Annotated in this window: 15 protein-coding genes; 11 read left to right on the forward strand and 4 right to left on the reverse strand. The window is 50.0% G+C overall.

Annotated elements, in window-relative coordinates; translation table 11 throughout:
* Nucleotides 1-567 precede the first annotated feature (567 nt).
* Entirely contained in the window at nucleotides 568-1,638 is a 1,071-nt protein-coding gene (locus tag IMCC3135_RS31135; protein ID WP_088921132.1) for an extracellular catalytic domain type 1 short-chain-length polyhydroxyalkanoate depolymerase, read from the forward strand.
* 247 nt (nucleotides 1,639-1,885) lie between these two features.
* On the forward strand, nucleotides 1,886-3,502 hold the full coding sequence (locus tag IMCC3135_RS31140; protein ID WP_088921133.1) for a CotH kinase family protein: 1,617 nt from the start codon (nucleotides 1,886-1,888) through the stop codon (nucleotides 3,500-3,502).
* Nucleotides 3,503-3,516: 14 nt separating this feature from the next.
* Here the strand turns inward: IMCC3135_RS31140 and IMCC3135_RS31145 are convergent, their stop codons facing one another.
* Together IMCC3135_RS31145 and IMCC3135_RS31150 are read right to left on the reverse strand one after the other, a co-directional pair.
* The gene (locus tag IMCC3135_RS31145) at nucleotides 3,517-4,245 is read right to left on the reverse strand and encodes a YczE/YyaS/YitT family protein (RefSeq protein ID WP_088921134.1); all 729 of its coding nucleotides are present in this window, start codon (nucleotides 4,243-4,245) and stop codon (nucleotides 3,517-3,519) included.
* A gap of 349 nt (nucleotides 4,246-4,594) precedes the next feature.
* A complete protein-coding gene (locus tag IMCC3135_RS31150) occupies nucleotides 4,595-5,512 on the reverse strand; it encodes a LysR family transcriptional regulator (protein ID WP_088921135.1) in 918 nt (305 codons plus the stop codon).
* On the opposite strand from IMCC3135_RS31150, the gene IMCC3135_RS34395 reads away from it, so the two are divergent.
* Together IMCC3135_RS34395 and IMCC3135_RS34400 are read left to right on the forward strand one after the other, a co-directional pair.
* Nucleotides 5,446-5,793, forward strand: a complete 348-nt coding sequence (locus tag IMCC3135_RS34395; protein WP_157736452.1) for a hypothetical protein — start codon at nucleotides 5,446-5,448, stop codon at nucleotides 5,791-5,793. The two genes, IMCC3135_RS31150 and IMCC3135_RS34395, sit on opposite strands and share 67 nt — an antisense overlap.
* Nucleotides 5,790-5,942, forward strand: coding sequence for a hypothetical protein (locus tag IMCC3135_RS34400; protein WP_157736453.1), 153 nt, complete (start codon nucleotides 5,790-5,792; stop codon nucleotides 5,940-5,942). The genes IMCC3135_RS34395 and IMCC3135_RS34400 overlap by 4 nt, the downstream gene beginning before the upstream one ends.
* A gap of 40 nt (nucleotides 5,943-5,982) precedes the next feature.
* Here IMCC3135_RS34400 and IMCC3135_RS31160 read toward each other — a convergent pair whose 3' ends face one another.
* Nucleotides 5,983-7,575 carry an FMN-binding glutamate synthase family protein gene (locus IMCC3135_RS31160; protein WP_088921137.1) on the reverse strand — a complete coding sequence of 531 codons (1,593 nt, stop codon included), beginning with the start codon at nucleotides 7,573-7,575 and terminating at the stop codon, nucleotides 5,983-5,985.
* Between the two features lie 274 nt (nucleotides 7,576-7,849).
* Between IMCC3135_RS31160 and IMCC3135_RS31165 the strand changes: the two genes are divergently transcribed.
* The 5 genes from IMCC3135_RS31165 to IMCC3135_RS31185 are packed head-to-tail and all read left to right on the forward strand — an operon-like array spanning nucleotide 7,850 to nucleotide 11,199.
* Nucleotides 7,850-8,023 carry a hypothetical protein gene (locus IMCC3135_RS31165; RefSeq protein ID WP_205737799.1) on the forward strand — a complete coding sequence of 58 codons (174 nt, stop codon included), beginning with the start codon at nucleotides 7,850-7,852 and terminating at the stop codon, nucleotides 8,021-8,023.
* Nucleotides 8,020-9,540, forward strand: coding sequence for a CHAD domain-containing protein (locus tag IMCC3135_RS31170; protein ID WP_088921139.1), 1,521 nt, complete (start codon nucleotides 8,020-8,022; stop codon nucleotides 9,538-9,540). The genes IMCC3135_RS31165 and IMCC3135_RS31170 overlap by 4 nt, the downstream gene beginning before the upstream one ends.
* On the forward strand, nucleotides 9,537-10,280 hold the full coding sequence (locus IMCC3135_RS31175) for a ParA family protein (RefSeq protein ID WP_088921140.1): 744 nt from the start codon (nucleotides 9,537-9,539) through the stop codon (nucleotides 10,278-10,280). Before IMCC3135_RS31170 ends, IMCC3135_RS31175 begins: the two co-directional genes overlap by 4 nt.
* 30 nt (nucleotides 10,281-10,310) lie before the next feature.
* Nucleotides 10,311-10,784 (forward strand): CYTH domain-containing protein, encoded by a 474-nt coding sequence (locus IMCC3135_RS31180; protein WP_088921141.1) that lies wholly within the window; start codon nucleotides 10,311-10,313, stop codon nucleotides 10,782-10,784.
* Nucleotides 10,777-11,199: an NUDIX hydrolase gene (locus IMCC3135_RS31185; RefSeq protein WP_088921142.1), complete on the forward strand. Its 423-nt coding sequence runs from the start codon at nucleotides 10,777-10,779 to the stop codon at nucleotides 11,197-11,199. The genes IMCC3135_RS31180 and IMCC3135_RS31185 overlap by 8 nt, the downstream gene beginning before the upstream one ends.
* A gap of 46 nt (nucleotides 11,200-11,245) precedes the next feature.
* On the opposite strand, the gene IMCC3135_RS31190 is transcribed toward IMCC3135_RS31185, so the two are convergent.
* The gene (locus IMCC3135_RS31190; protein WP_205737800.1) at nucleotides 11,246-11,830 is read right to left on the reverse strand and encodes a hypothetical protein; all 585 of its coding nucleotides are present in this window, start codon (nucleotides 11,828-11,830) and stop codon (nucleotides 11,246-11,248) included.
* Between the two features lie 233 nt (nucleotides 11,831-12,063).
* Here IMCC3135_RS31190 and IMCC3135_RS31195 point away from each other — a divergent pair, with 233 nt between their 5' ends.
* Both IMCC3135_RS31195 and IMCC3135_RS31200 read left to right on the forward strand, forming a co-directional pair.
* Nucleotides 12,064-14,100: a putative bifunctional diguanylate cyclase/phosphodiesterase gene (locus IMCC3135_RS31195; protein ID WP_088921144.1), complete on the forward strand. Its 2,037-nt coding sequence runs from the start codon at nucleotides 12,064-12,066 to the stop codon at nucleotides 14,098-14,100.
* 284 nt (nucleotides 14,101-14,384) lie between these two features.
* Nucleotides 14,385-15,830 (forward strand): MATE family efflux transporter, encoded by a 1,446-nt coding sequence (locus tag IMCC3135_RS31200; protein ID WP_088921145.1) that lies wholly within the window; start codon nucleotides 14,385-14,387, stop codon nucleotides 15,828-15,830.
* Nucleotides 15,831-15,971 lie beyond the last annotated feature (141 nt).

Genomic DNA, 15,971 nt, shown 5'->3' on the forward strand with positions numbered 1-15,971 from the left:
AAGCAGGAAATTTCGATCGTATGACTTGGATCGAAAATCTGGCGTAGCTTACCTTCTGCGTATGTATCGGCAGAAGTGGAAAATACGCTGCACCTGTATGGGGCGCACAAGTTACATAAGTAACGGTGTCACTACTAACGATGCTGCTGCGAGTAAAAGCGTGCACATCCAGCGGACATGCCAGATAGCTCTTTGCAGGCTACATGAGAGGACGGTAGTGATGGCCAGGCACCTTCGCTACTACTCGTGCCACGATTGTTTTACGCTTATCAGCGATATCAACAGTGCTCGATTCCAAGGATGAATCATACCTTTCACTTGATAATAATCATTATTGAAATACATAAAATGTATGCACTGCAACACAAAGATAAAAGCTTCACCTTTGGTAACATTTGATCAGCGAGCAACAACAAACCACTGATATAAATAGACATAACCTCATTACACAAATTGGATTCAAACTACATGGCATAAATAATGATGCAATGCGGTAGTTGCATTCCATTCCTACAGGTCCTAGGCTAAATTCCGGTTGAATGCAAACTGTCATAAAGCATCCGCCGCATGGAAGCGAACCTGCAAGAAGCCTGGACACGAGTAGACAACAGCAATAGAGGCAGTACCATGAATCTGAAACCGACAGCCAGCAATTTGTCTGGCTTACTGGATGAACACCCAGAAAAGCCCCCTCAAGGAATCAATGTGGATTCGAAACTGCGGGCGGGGTTGAATCTGTATTCACGCGAACGAACCTACCGACTGTATGTGCCTGAAGGCTACGATGGCAGCAAGCCCTCGGCCTTGCTCGTTGTTTTACACGGATGTCATCAGACCTATGAGGATATCCAGCAGATCTCTGGATTCGATGCGCTGGCAGATCGTGAACAATTCCTGGTGCTCTACCCTTACGTCACCAGCTACCTGGGATACCGTGCACGCCAGTGCTGGGGTTGGTGGGTCAAGGCACACCGCACACGCGGTCGAGGAGAAGTGGAAGACATCTCACGCATTGTTGAACAGGTTCAACAAGAATATTCTGTAGATCCATCGCGACGCTATATCTGCGGTTTATCATCGGGTGGTGCTATGGCAGTTAACTGCCTCGTTGCCTATCCCGACAAGTTTGCAGGCGGCGCTAGTGTGGCAGGACTCGCTTACGGCGAGACCCCGTCTGCGGTGAAAGGCTCAGCCTTTTCGATTCCCCGTTACCACTCACTACCGCGTCTATGCGCAGTCATGAGAAAAAATCTTGCTGGTGCCACACCTCCCAACCTGCTTATCATCCACTCTGATGGTGATCAGGTCGTATCCGAGAAAGCAACAGACAACCTTGAACAAAGCTGGAAGCAAGTGGCTGAACTGGATACAGATGCAAGTGAATGGCACATTGACGGCGAGACATCCGGCACTCCCTGGAGCTTGCATGGCTACACCAGTCACGACCAGCAACGGCTGGTCAGACTACGCACCTCTGAATTCCCACATAGCTGGTTAGGTGGCCCTGAAGGGCAACATAGCAGCCCTGATGCTCCTTGTATTTCGGAGCTGATCTGGTGGCATCTGAATGCCTCTGCCACAAGAGAACTTGGTGAGGTTACACCTCGAAAGGACACTCTATTGCAAGAAGCCAGCTAAGACTAAACAGGACTGGCGAACAGGTTCGAACTGATGAAGATGTGAATCGGCATTGTGGATACGGGAGGAATATCTGGCTACCCCTTACGCATCATTGGAAATGAGGAAACAATGTGTAAAGTTCCTATGAGCTGCAAAGAAGGCTGAGTCCCGGCATACCTTATGCCTCACCTTTCCCTGTTCTTTCAAACAACGATCGTCTCGGCACGCGCCGGCTTTACACTCTCCAGACACTGCAATGATATTAATGAAGACACCCCCTCCAGACACCGGTTACTCGAGCCTGCGCAAATACACATTTCCAGCGTTAGTTCTGAGCTCACTGCTACTGCTGAGCGCTTGTAGCGACAGTGACAGCAGCAACGCCTCTGATGAAATTACCGAAGACACTGACACATCTATCCTGGCGGAGCCAGGCGACAGTACCGATGAGGTAAGCGATGCTGTTTTTGATACGCCTGACTGGACTGAGGAAAGCCATAGCAACGATGTCGATCCAAACTTCAGCGAAGTGTTTGACGACACTCAGGTAAAGCGTCTGGATTTTGTCGTCAGTGAAGAGCGATGGCAGAGCATGCTGGATGATATGACTGCCAACTACGGCGAGTTCGGAGGCAGCTCTGCAGGAGGTGGCGGTGGCGCTCCACCTGCTGGTGGCCAGGCTGGCGGTGGCGTACCTCCTGATGGAATTCAGCCAGACAGCGGCACACCACCTGATGAATTTCAAGCTGGTGGACCTCGTCAGGAAGACGAAACGAACACATTGACAGAAATCGATGAAGATCCCATTTTCGTACCTGCCGATGTTTATTACAACAGCAAACAGTGGTATCGCGTTGGTATCCGATTCAAGGGCAACTCGTCACTGAAAAACAGTTGGCAAGCAGGCATCCTCAAACTCTCATTCAAGATGGACTTTGACGAGTATGAGGATGATTACCCACAAATCGACAACCAGCGCTTCTACGGGTTCAAGAAATTCAGCCTGAAGAATAACTATGACGATAAATCGGAGCTACGAGAAAAGGTGGCCACCGATGTTTTCAGAGCTGCTGGCGTTCCCGTCTCACACACCTCATTTTATGAATTGCATATCGACCATGGCAATGGGCCTGAGTATTTCGGCTTGTACACACTGGTTGAAGAGGTCGATGGACCCGTCCTGGATACGCAGTTCTCCAGTGATGATGGCAATCTGTACAAACCTGAAGATGGCAGTGCAAACTTCGTGGAAGGCACATTCAACCCTGAAAACTTCGAGAAGAAGACCAATGAAGATGATGAAGACTGGTCAGATATTGAAGCCTTGTTCAGCGCCCTGCACGACGAGACGGCAACAACAGACCCTGCTACATGGCGAACCAACCTGGAAGCTGTGTTTGACGTAGATGGCTTCCTCAAGTATCTGGCTGTCAACGGCATTATCCAGAACTGGGACACCTACGGTCGAATGATTCATAACTACTATCTTTACAACAACCCGGAAAATGGCAAGCTGACCTGGATTCCGTGGGATAACAATGAATCTTTGCAGGACGGCAAACAAGGTGGCTCATTAGCGCTGGATTTTTCCGATCTGGATTCTGCCCAATGGCCATTGATCGCCAAAATTTACGCAGACGATGTCTACAAGGCACGCTACGACCTGCTTCTATCCGAAGTCATGTCCTTAGCCTTTGAAACCAGTAGTATCCGGGCTAAATATGACAACTATTCGTCGCTGGTTTCCCCTTACGTGACCGCAGAACTTCCTGGCTACTCCTTTCTGAGCAATAGCAGTGATTTCACTCCGGCAATCGATGCGCTCAAATCACATGCCACAAGTCGCGCAACAGCGGTTGAAAGCTATTTGAACAGTCAGTAGTAGATGATTCAGAATCAAGGACGTACAACGCTGCGACGAAGCCAAGGCAGAAGCCACTGAATCAACAGCGGGACTGCAAACAATCCAATGACAGTGGCAGGGCCATAGTGCCCGCCTAGTAGTATCCCAACACAGATTGCCGCACTGTTCCACAGAAAGTTAGCCTTTGGCACCGGCAGAGCATGCCGTTTCTCGGCAGCCAGAGACAAGGCGGTAACACCGTCTGGTCCGAGTGCCGCAGCCGCTGCTAATGAAATACCCAACGCAAACAGGCTCAGACCTGCAGCAAACGCCAGCACATGTCCAGCAACAGGCAATGTAACAGGTGTCAATGTGGCGCCCAGGCTAATCGCCGGACCAATCAACAACAAGGTTGGCAATGTTCCCATGCCCAACGGAATCTTTGCCCACTTCCAGGCTATCAGGTAGAACAGCAAGGTAAGTAGCAATTGTGACAACCACAGTGAAACCCCAAACGATTCGTACAATCCATTGAGCAACACTGAAAAACCAAGCGGTCCAAAGCCTGCTGAGACAGAAATCCCAGAGCCGACACCAAGTAGCAACGGCCCCAGAAAGCCGGCAATCATCCTGCTGCGAGAAGCCTGAAAGCAGAAGACCTTGTCAAGCCCAAAGCGTGTGGAGCGTGTGGGACTATTCTGTTGCAAGGCACTGAACTGTGACAAACCTGCACTGTCCGGCGGATGATTAACACCCCGGGTATCGTTCGAGTGAATGGCCAAGTATGTGCCTCCCTATTCATGATCTCTGCTTTCAGAATCCATCGGGTATGACAACATCACAACATCAAACACATGTTCAATCGTCAAAAAATGGACTGTACATGGAACTGACTTGATAGGTTCGCGTACAAGTTGCCTGCCTCCAAATTAACGAATACAGTGCATGCGCGCAACTGTCTATAAGGAGAGTGCAACACTACAAGGGCGGGGTAACTTCGTATCTTAAAAATTGCTTGTAATAAGAAAAAAGGCAAAAAACTTCATCATGACTTGATGAATTTCCCCTTGCTTCCCTGCGCTGCCTGAAGAAGAGGAGACATCACCCAATAATATCTGATGAGCATATTGCCTACTTGCCACTCAACATTGACAGAGAGTCGGCTAACACCTCAAACACTGCCCGAATACGATTACTGCTCTTCAACTGCTGATGGGCAACCAGCCAGATGGGAAATTGAAGACTCGCAGAGTCTGCCTGAACTCGTTCGACCAAGGACTCCTCGTCACCCACACTCTCCATCATCATGCCCAAAGCCCCTCCCAATTTGACAAGCTCCCATTGAACGAGAATATTCTCTGACACTACAGGGAATTGTTGTGCCTTCAACGGCAAACCCAAGCCACGAAAGGTATCGATCATGTCATCGCTTCGAGCAAAACCAGTGTAATCAGCTTGGCTGAGAATCTGCTTCGTTATAGGTCGACCCAACCGATCAAGGTAGACTGAGGCACCGTAGAGCCGAGCAGATACGTCGCAAATCTTTCTAGCGATCAGGTCCGGCTGCGTGGGCCTGATATTTCTTACGGCAATATCCGCCTCTCGACGACTTAAATTACTCAGCCTATCGGAGGCAAGAACTTCGATCGAAATGGCTGGGAATGCTTGTCTGATCTTGTTGATGATCGGCGACAGCAAAAAGACGGAGAAAGCCTCAGTCGCTGTAATACAGACCTCCCCGTCCAGCTCTTGAGATTGCCCACTGGCAACCATGGAAATCCGATCAGCGGCATCAGACATTTGCCGGACATGGTCGACCAATTCAAGACCGCTGGGTGTCAGCACCAGCCGCTTGCCAACCCGATCAAACAGGGCGACACCCAACTCTTTTTCCAATGCGGAAACTTGCCGCCCCAACGTCGGTTGAGTCAAACCAAGAACCCGGCCGGCGGCAGACAGCAGAATGAAGAGACACTTGAAGTATGTCGTTAATCTCAATATTGCATTCACTGATGGGCACCCTTGTCGTTTGCAGCGGAGGGACAGCACTCCTGTCGCACAAGGGTTCTTCGCTGCACAGGCTCTCAGGCCTTGTTTTCATAGTCTCCATGCTGATGATGGGTTTGATTGTTGCAGCAGGGGCGAGGCTGGAATCCGGTAGCATCTCCTCATTGGGAATTCACGCTAATGAAAATCATGCTCCCCAAGGGAATGTTCCTCCCAGAGAGGCCTATTTTGTTTTCGCAGCATTGGCACTGATTGCCATGATTCTGGATATCAATCAAAGACCGCAAGATCCTGTTGCCTCTCAAACCAAGCGAACCTCATGATGATGAAAACCACTCTGATACTACTCGTAGGTACACTGCTGGCCAGTTGCGGCAATCTGGTCAAAAATGGCGCCATTATCGAGGCACAGCAGGCATTGAATAGACAGGCCTATGCAGCGCCTACGCCGAACTATCCCGCCAAGTGCTAGCGGGAAATTGACGCATGCAATTCAAGTACCTATGGCAGGTTCAGAGCACTGCAGCAAAACTAGTCGAACTCGCCATGTCCCAGAATTTTCTGAAGGCCGGATGGTCGTTAACCTCTTCCAGCAAATCCCCACTCTCCAACCACTCATACTGACTGGCGGCTGATCGCACCTCGCGACTGTTGATACGAATCATCAGATGGTGAGCTGTGAATTGTCCGGGCTGCATAAGACCACAGGCCTCTGTGGTCTCCTTCAATGCAGTCAATGTATTGCCATGAAAACTAGCCACTCGCTGATATTTCCTGTCGACATTCAACGCTTTGTATCGCCCCGGATCTTGAGAGGTTACGCCGGTTGGACATTTACCGGTATGACAGGCTTGAGCCTGAATACAACCGATGGCAAACATGAAACCACGTGCCATATTGCAGGCGTCAGCCCCCAATGCCATGACACGGGCAATATCAAAAGCACTGACCAGTTTGCCCGATGCCACAATGGTTACCTTGTCCCTGATCCCGAGCCCCTTCAGGGTGTTGTGCACCAGCATCAGCCCTTCACGCAACGGTGCGCCAATATGATCGGCAAACTCGACGGGGGCCGCTCCGGTGCCGCCTTCAGCGCCATCGACGGTGATGAAATCAGGGTGAGTACCGGTTTCAAGCATGGCTTTAGCAATCGCAAAAAACTCCCAGGGGTGCCCGACACACAACTTGATACCAACGGGCTTGCCCCCGGAAAGCTCCCGAAGCTCTGTGAGGAACTCCATGAGCTCAATGGGTGTACTGAATGCGCTATGACTGGCTGGACTGACGCAATCAACTCCGATTGGAACCCCGCGAGCCTCAGCGATAGCCATGGTGACCTTGGAGGCTGGCAGTATTCCACCATGACCAGGTTTGGCTCCCTGCGACAATTTGATTTCGATCATTCGCACACTACTCTGCGAGGCGTTCAGCTTGAAGTTTTCAGCAGAAAAACGACCTTGCTGATCACGGCAACCGAAGTAACCACTACCAATCTGCCAGATCAGATCGCCACCGTGTTGCAAATGGTAGCGTGAGATAGAGCCTTCTCCGGTTGTATGTGCAAAACCGCCTTTATGGGCGCCCCGATTCAATGCCTCTATGGCAGTGGGGGACAAGGCGCCAAAAGACATACCTGAAATATTCAACAAGGAACTTGAATAAGGTTTACTGCACTGACCACCACCGATAGTGACTCTGAAATCACTACTGTCGATATGCGTTGGTGCTATCGAGTGGTTGATCCACTCATGCCCCACCAGGTTTACGTTCTTCAGCGTACCAAAGGGACGTAACCCTTCAATTCCCTTGGCCCGTCGGTAAACCAACGCACGCTGCTCTCTGGAATAGGGAACTTCGTCATGATCGCTTTCGAGAAAATACTGCCGGATCTCAGGCCGAATACCTTCAAGCAGAAATCGCATGCGGGCAACCAGGGGGTAATTCTTCAACACTGCTCGATTGGTCTGCAGCAGATCATATACCCCGACAATGGAGGCGAGCAACGCACCTCCAAACAAGATACCTCCGGCAAACGGATAGACCGTACCCAGCAAACGCCCGACAGGGACAGCCAGCATGACCAGTATCAGAGGAAGGTAGCGCATGGGGATTCTCAACGTCAATGAGGTAGGCCCCTGTGATTATGGACCTATGTTGTTACTTTTCGATATAGGGCTGATAGTGCACATTTCCTGCCGATTTTCGTATAAATCAGCAAAGTTGGCTGCAACATACGACTCTCATCGCAGCTTGTACTCTTTGGCAGCGAAAAAAATACCCCCTCGATTCACTGAGTCATTTGCCTGAATCGATTTGACGTCTTGACGTCATGATGTAACTACGTCACGATAGAAACTGATACTGATGAAGGTCTACTCCATGGGTAAAGAACAATCCGATAAGAAAAACACGTCCTTACGCCTGGAGAGCAGTATGTTGAAGGCGTTAAAAATCAGAGCAATCGAAGAGGATACGAGTGTACAAGTCATTCTCGAACATCTCGTCGAAGAGTATTTGAATAATTCCAAAAAGCAAAAAAAATCAAAGAAATGAATCCAGTATTGGAAACGACCTGGTTACTGAAAAGTGTCATTGAAAATAATGACCTCATCATGACGATAGGCAAGGATTTTGTCGTCGAGATTGATGCACCGATCAGTTCAGAAATGACGGTATACGACGATTTTGACGCCAACCTGTGGAACGCCAATCACATACTTTGCCGTCTCGATAAACAAATATTTCAGCTGCACAAGAATTCTAGCTGCATTGCTGAAGTTCGCGCAGCAGCCAAAACCAGATTCTGGTGGGATCTGCCAGATAGTGATGTTAAAGACACACTGAAAAAAATAATCAGATTGCGCGCTGTCATGCCAGTGGCATCTCTGCGGCTATATAGCAGCCATTTTTCTCTACGCAACAGTGATGATAAAATTGTCGCTAAGGGTCAGTTAAGTCAATCGATAGTAGGTGAGCATAGCCTGCACTACCTGACTCTCAAGGAAATGCGCGGCTACAACAAGTGCTTTTCTCAAGCAAAGAAGCGGCTGAAAACTTTACTGGATCGAGAAGTACCTGACTTTTGCCTCAAAACGATGCTGATTGAGCAGAAGCTGATGGGAACTGCAAAGCAGGGGCCGCCACCGGTCCACCTCACACCACAGATGCCAGCAGAGATCGCTGTCCGTACTATGGCTGTCGCCATGATTGCCCAGGCCATACTCAATGTCGATGGAGTTGTCTCTGATACCGACACGGTATTCCTGCATCAGTTTCGTGTCAGCGTGCGAAAATTGCGCTCTTTGACCAGCCTGTTGAAAAAATCCTTGCCGCCCTCCACGCTCGAAATCGTCGCACCGAAACTGTCTGACATTGCAGGCAAGACCAGCAGATTAAGAGACCTGGATGTCTTCCTCCTCGAAAAGGACAGCTACCGAACCTTATTGCCTGAGCTCCATGAAGATGGCCTGAACGTACTGTATACCTTGGTTGAAAAACAGCGGCAGCAGGAAAATATCCGACTGGCCCGCTATTTTTTGTCAAGCAAGTTCCAACAGGACATCGCTGAGTGCAAAGCCGAGCTAGCAGCAGAACCTGCCTTCAGCACTCCCATGTCGAAAGAGCCTGTGCTGTCTGTAGCTAAATCTCTGCTGATCAGGCGTTACCGGAAAATCCTGTCAATGAGTATGCAACTCAACGCCACTTCAGATGATGAAGACGTGCACGACATTCGAAAGGAGTTCAAGAAATTTCGTTATCTGATCGAATTTTTCATCGAGCTACTTCCCAAAAAGCGTACCTCAAGACTACTGGCTCAGTTGAAAAGACTGCAGCTGACACTGGGCCAGTTCAATGATTATTGCGTCCAGATAGAATTTCTGCACGGCTTTGACGATGATAGCCAGATTGAAATGACAAAAGCTCTGAGCGGATTGACGGCAATACTGCACCACAAACAGATAGAAACACGCAATCAGGTGGAAGCCGCGCTTGCGCGATTTTTCACAGATGAAATGGCCATGGAAATTGAACTGGCTTTTGGCGCGAAGAGCATCGGAGATAAAACATGAAGGTAGTGGCCTGCTACAGCATGAAGGGCGGCGTCGGAAAGACAGCGACGGCTGTCAACCTGGCCTACTTCGCAGCGAAATCAGGGCAACGAACCTTGCTGATCGATCTGGATCCGCAAGGTGCTTCATCGTTCTATTTTCGCGTAAAGCCTTCGTCCAAGAAATGGGGGGATCGTTTTTTCAAGGCTTATAAGACCCTTGTCAAAAACATCAAGGCCAGCGATTTCGAGAATCTGGATATTATTCCAGCTCATCTGAGCTTTCGAAATTTCGATGCCATGCTGGGCGACCTGAAAAGGCGGGAGAATCGTCTGAAACGCGTTTTGAAGGGTTTCAAGCACGAATATGACTTGGTGATACTCGACTGCCCGCCTTCCATTGGCTATCTGTCTGAATCAATATTCATTGCCTCAGATGTCGTTCTGGTCCCGGTTATTCCAACAACACTTTCAGAAAGAACTTTCGAACAACTGGTCCTTTTCTTCAAAGACAAGAAATACCCACTGAAGAAAATCGTACCGTTCTTCTCCATGGTGCAGGCTCAGAAGTCTCTGCATAAAGCGACGATGGAAGCCATGTCGACGCGTAGAAAGGTGTTTCTGAAAACCACAATTCCGTATTCGTCAGACATCGAAAAAATGGGCCAGCACAAGGCGCCCGTTGATCTCTTCGCCAGGTCGACTCGTGCCAACGCAGCCTATATCAAGCTGTGGGCAGAGATATCAAAAAAACACCTGTAAATTTGCATAATCAGCTCAAGAGGGCTTACCGTGGCAATAGAAATAGAGCGTAAATTTCTGGTTGAAGAACTGCCTGTGATTGAATTGCAGAACGCAGTACTGGAAGAAATTCAACAAGGCTATCTGATACGCGAAGCGGATCGAGAAGTGAGGATAAGACGCAAGGGTGAGCTGTTTTTTCTAACTGAAAAGAAGGGTGCAGGCCTGAGCCGAGAAGAACATGAGATCAGCATCAATGAACAGATGTTCGACGCCCTATGGCCTCTGAGCAAAGGCATGCGGCTGGAGAAGGCCCGCAGCACATTTATGCTGGATGGCTACCAACTGGAACTTGACGTATACCACGGCGAACTGAAACCATTGATGGTGCTCGAGACTGAGTTCACATCAGAGGAAGAGGCACTCGCCTGGTCGCCCCCGGAGTTTGCAGGCTTGGAGGTAACGGGCGATAAACGTTACAAGAACGCGCAGTTGGCCAAAACCGGAAAGCCAGACAATGGGTAAGAAACATCAGAAGCTGAAAAAACGAGTCGCCGTACTCCCCGTTCTGATGAAAAAATGTAAAAGCAAAAAGAAGAAGTGCAAGATCTACCTGATCACCAGTCGTGAACAAGGACAATGGATTATTCCAACCGGCAAGCTGGAGAAAAATCTAAGTAACCGACAAGTTGCGCGACTGGAGGCTTTCGAAGAGGCCGGCATTCTGGGCAAGCTGGATGAGCAATTCAAGGTGCAGGTTCAACTACAAAGCCCGCGTGGCAAAAAGAAGCGCAAAACCACCGTATTCCTTCTTCATGTAAAACGCATACTGAATCAATGGCCAGAAAAGGATGAACGAAAACGCAAATCCATCAGTATCGAAAGTTACGTAAAAACGCTTTCTGACAAGAAACTGAAACGAAAACTGCGGGCCATTTAAGAGCTCGTAAAATAGTTGATAATTTCACGAGCCCTTAAACTCAATCCTACTGAGTAAAAACCATACGTACGGAAACAGGTGAGACCCGCGTGATACTGGACAAACCAGCCAGCTTCATCAACTGATCAACACCGGCATCAATGCCGATATTAGCGGTAGGTAGCATGATGAAATCCGACGTGGTGACAAGCAAACGCTCATCTGAAAGACGAGCGACCAGCATCGAAGCATCGATAGTGGTCTCAACAGTGCCAAAGCTCAATGTTCCCTCGACATCCATCAGAGTCGTCGCACCGACCTCAAGTGCATTGAGAGCCTCCATGTCGACCTGCCCTGTCAGGCTCGCCTCGGGCTGACCTTCCGGGAACAACAATTCGATCATCCGCTCATTACGGATGTCGATCTGAGTGTTGACAGACAGAAGTTCGATTTTCACTACCAGCTCACCTGTTTCGCTGACAGTGCCTGACACCTGTTCAAAGTGGTGTACTTCACCGTTGCTGTCGTTCTTGATAGAACCGAACGCAACACTGGATTCACTATCTACCGACGTCCAGCTTGCATGCCCGTCTGCGAAAGCGGACGTTGCGGCAAAGGCTGCCGCGAATACCATACCGATTACTACTTTCACTTTCTTTTCTCCAGTTCGCTTGGGTTTTCTATCATTCCATCTCTACAGACAGGTGAATGCAGGAAACTATCCGACGATATGTCAACTTATTTTCTGCACAATACATCACTATACTGCTTCAACAGTCAGGTACACATTTCTACTTCAGACAAACCATGATTTCGAACGATATCCCAGCCACGGAACACTGAGTTCTCACTAAAGCTGCCTTTGCAGCCGTCGCTATCCCTCTGATGCGGAATAGAACACGTGCGATGATTGCCAGTCTGTACGGAGCTGGCAAGTCACTGAGGGCCAGCAATCAATCCCGATCCTTGTGGTGGTCCATACCGCTGTGGGTAGGAGCAGGAACTCTGTTACTGACGATAGCCAACTTTGGCATGGAGCGGACAGAGAAGCACCTTCTTGCACAAGATGCCGAGCAAACAGCTCTCAAATACGCTGAATTCATTGCGCGAACAGTGCCCGATCTTGAACACTTGTTCACCCGACGCGAACTGAGCGAACAGGCACAAATAGAGTTGCAGCGATCCAGTCAATTGGGAGATGTGTTTCGCTTCAAGTTATTTGATGCCAATGGACAACTGTTACTGACATCCGACCAGATTGTCTCAATGGCGCCTCTTTCGGCTGCAGGAACATCGCAGCTCGGCTCTCACCACGGTGATACCAATTCCTATGTCAGTGACATCGTATTAGGTGGCAAAAACTACATCGAACTGTCTGATGGTCGAAAAAAGCCAGATCGACCAGACCTGTACTCAGAAGCTTATGTACCCCTGATGGGTGACAACGGTATTCAAGGTGTCATTGAGGTCTACGTAGATCAGAGCGCAAGGCAACGGCTTATCGCTGCGGCATTTACCGAAGTTGCACTTATTGCCGCCACCCTGCTGCTGCTAGGTGGGACCGGCCTCGGCTGGCAAACCTGGCAGCGTTCGTCGGATCGGCGGCAGGGCGAAGAGCGAATCCGCTATCTGGCCGAACACGACGTCTTGTCTGGCGCTCTGAATCGAGCCAGCTTCCAAAGCGTACTCATATCAGCAGCACAGGCAGCAACCGCCTCCGGGGAGAGCTTTGCTATCCATTGTATTGATCTTGATCGATTCAAAGAGATAAATGATACCCAAGGTCATGCGACCGGCGACCAAGTGCTGTGCGAAGTGGCTGACAGACTCACCGCACTGCACCGCCCGGGGGATGTGCTGGCACGACTCGGAGGCGATGAATTCGCGATTCTGCAGGCTACACAGTCGGATCCACGTGATGTGGAATCCTATGGACAGCTGATCGTTAAATCCCTTGCAAGCCCCATCGAGATCGATGGAAGCAGAATACCTTGCGGTGCTAGCGTCGGTGCCGCCTGCTTCGGCACTGATGCCACCGAAATCAGTGATTTGCTGCACAAGGCTGATCTGGCGATGTATCGGTCGAAAACCTCAGGCCGCGGACGCTTCAGTTTCTATGATGAAACACTCGATCACGAACTGGAAGAACGTCGACTATTGGCTATCGATTTGAGAACTGCGCTAGCCGACCGGACACTTTGCCTGCATTATCAGCCGTTGTTCGAAGCCGAGGATCGTGATACGGCAACTGGATTTGAGGCATTGATGCGTTGGAATCACCCCACACGTGGCAATGTGCCGCCTTCGATTTTCATTCCTCTGGCGGAGGAATGTGGAGAGATCGAAGCCCTTGGCACTTGGGCAATAGAACAGGCCTGCAATGACGCCACTCTATGGAAAGATTGCGCCCGCGTGGCGGTCAACCTCTCTGCAGCCCAGTTCCGGGCGGAGGCCACCGATGTGGTCTCGGTTGTATCCCATGCCCTTGAGAAAACTGGACTCGCACCTGAACGCCTCGAACTGGAAATAACCGAATCTTTACTGATTAGCAATCCGGAGCAGGTACTGGACAGCCTTAATCGACTGTCGAACCTGGGAGTTCGAATCGCAATGGATGATTTTGGTACCGGCTACTCCAGCCTCGCCTATCTTTGGCGTTTTCCGTTCAACAAGGTCAAGATCGATCGAGCCTTCGTAAAAGAGCTGGAAGACGAGGGCAAGGTCTCATTGATCATTGGATCCATAGTCTCACTGGCCCACTCGCTCGGTATGCGTGTTAACGCCGAAGGTGTAGAAACAGAGTTACAACGCGATGCCCTTAGACAACTGGGTTGTGATGAGCTGCAGGGATTCCTGCTTGGACGCCCCGCACCTAATGAGTCGCACGAGCCTCATGTGGACATTGATCGACGAGCGGCCTGACAGCCGGGACGCTTACCGACGCATAACACATGAAACCTCAACTCACCACGCCAGAGCACAGCCGACAAGGTTCATGATGGATACTTTGAATTTGAATTATCAATTTCATGTATATCAAAGTATCATCCTGACACACCAGATGGTCGTACCAACTATTTCACGAACAAACCGAGCCGCATAGTCAAGTCCGCTCAGGTATTGCCATCAGCCTTATCATCCCGACCGTTGCTATTGACGACAACCTGGATCAAAGCTGTTTGACGACCAAAGAAAGAGGCATTGCGATGGCTGTCCAATGCTATCGCTATATCTGCAGACCTCTGCTCGGCCAACCCTTGAGCAAAACCGGCAGTTCGAGCGCTGACACAGAGCACAGCGTCAGGAATCCAACGGAGCTACCTCTACCAGGCAGCCGTAACGTTCTCTCTCTCGCATGGCCTTTGGCTATCAATGCCATCATGCTCAACGGCATTGTCATTGTTGATACTTTCCTGGTCTCCAGCCTGGGAGAAGGCGCACTGGCCTCAATGGGACTGGCAACCGCGATCATAAGCTTGTTGCTTGGAACACTTTTCGCTCTCTCTACTGCCACTCAGATTCTGGTGGCCCAGGGGCAAGGTGCCAACGACCCGGTACGGCTCAAAAGTGCTTTCTGGTGCGGTCTCGTGCTGAACTCTGTCGCATCAATGCTCTGCTTGATGTTGACCTGGACCATCGGCGACGAGATCATTTCCTACTTTGCCCACACACCCCAAATTGCTGCCGATGCAATCAGCTATCTGCATGTTTTCACGGCAGTCATCATCGGGGAAATGTTGAGTCAGAGCGTTTCCTGCTACTTCAATGGAACCGGCAGGACCAAGCTGCCCTTCTTTAGCCACCTGGTGACGATCCCTGTCAACATCGGCTTGAGTGTCGTACTGATTTATGGCTTGTACGGATTCCCTGAACTTGGATTGACAGGTGCAGCCATTGGAAGTGCCGCAGCGGCTATCGTGCGAATGTTATTCCTGATGTACTGCATACTCCAGAGGGATCGCGCAATCATCTTCGTCGCTGGCTGGTCGCAGACAACCTTGGCGCGCTCCAGCATCAGGCATCTCATTCTGGCACTGCCCATTGCCGCAACTTTCTTCAGCCAGAGTGTTGCCACTGTTTTGTGCACGCTACTCTACGCTCGTATGAGTGTCAGCCAGTTTGCCGCGATTACTCTGATCATGCCGTGGATACAGATCTTCGGCCAGTTCATGACTTCCTGGGCCCAGGCGACCGGCATTTTTGTAGGCCAACTCCTTGGAAAAAAAACCTCGGCAAGCAGCCTCGATGAATTTCTCAGTCGCGTCTGGCGTATTACTTTCGCGCTCGCCGCCCTGGTCTCGCTATTACACCTGGTGACATCCCTGTCTTTTGGCTGGATCTATGGAGATCTTCTTGAAGACACACAGGATGCCCTGTGGAGCTTCTTGCCGGTGCTCTTGATTCTCTCGTTCCCGAAATCATCGAACGCCATATGCGGACATACCTTGCGAGCCGGTGGAGACACTGTCTATGTGATGAATATCTTTGTCTTCTCCCAGTGGGCTGTGCGCGTGCCACTGACAATCCTGTTCATCCTGTATCTGGACTTATCGGCCGCCTGGGTGTTTTCTCTGTTTCTGGTTGAAGAGCTGGTCAAGTTCCCCTTGTTTCACAGACGTATCTACAGTGGCAAATGGCGAACGACTTATTGAACAATGACTATCAGTCAAATAGAAATACCTTCACGTGAATGGGCCCCCTATCTTCTAATACAGCTGACTCAAGATAGCGCATGCAAATTAGAACATGATTGATTCACAGTTGATTTTTTTGCACCTGCATCAATGACACCA

This window comes from Granulosicoccus antarcticus IMCC3135 (assembly GCF_002215215.1).
GTDB classification, from domain to species: Bacteria; Pseudomonadota; Gammaproteobacteria; order Granulosicoccales; family Granulosicoccaceae; genus Granulosicoccus; species Granulosicoccus antarcticus.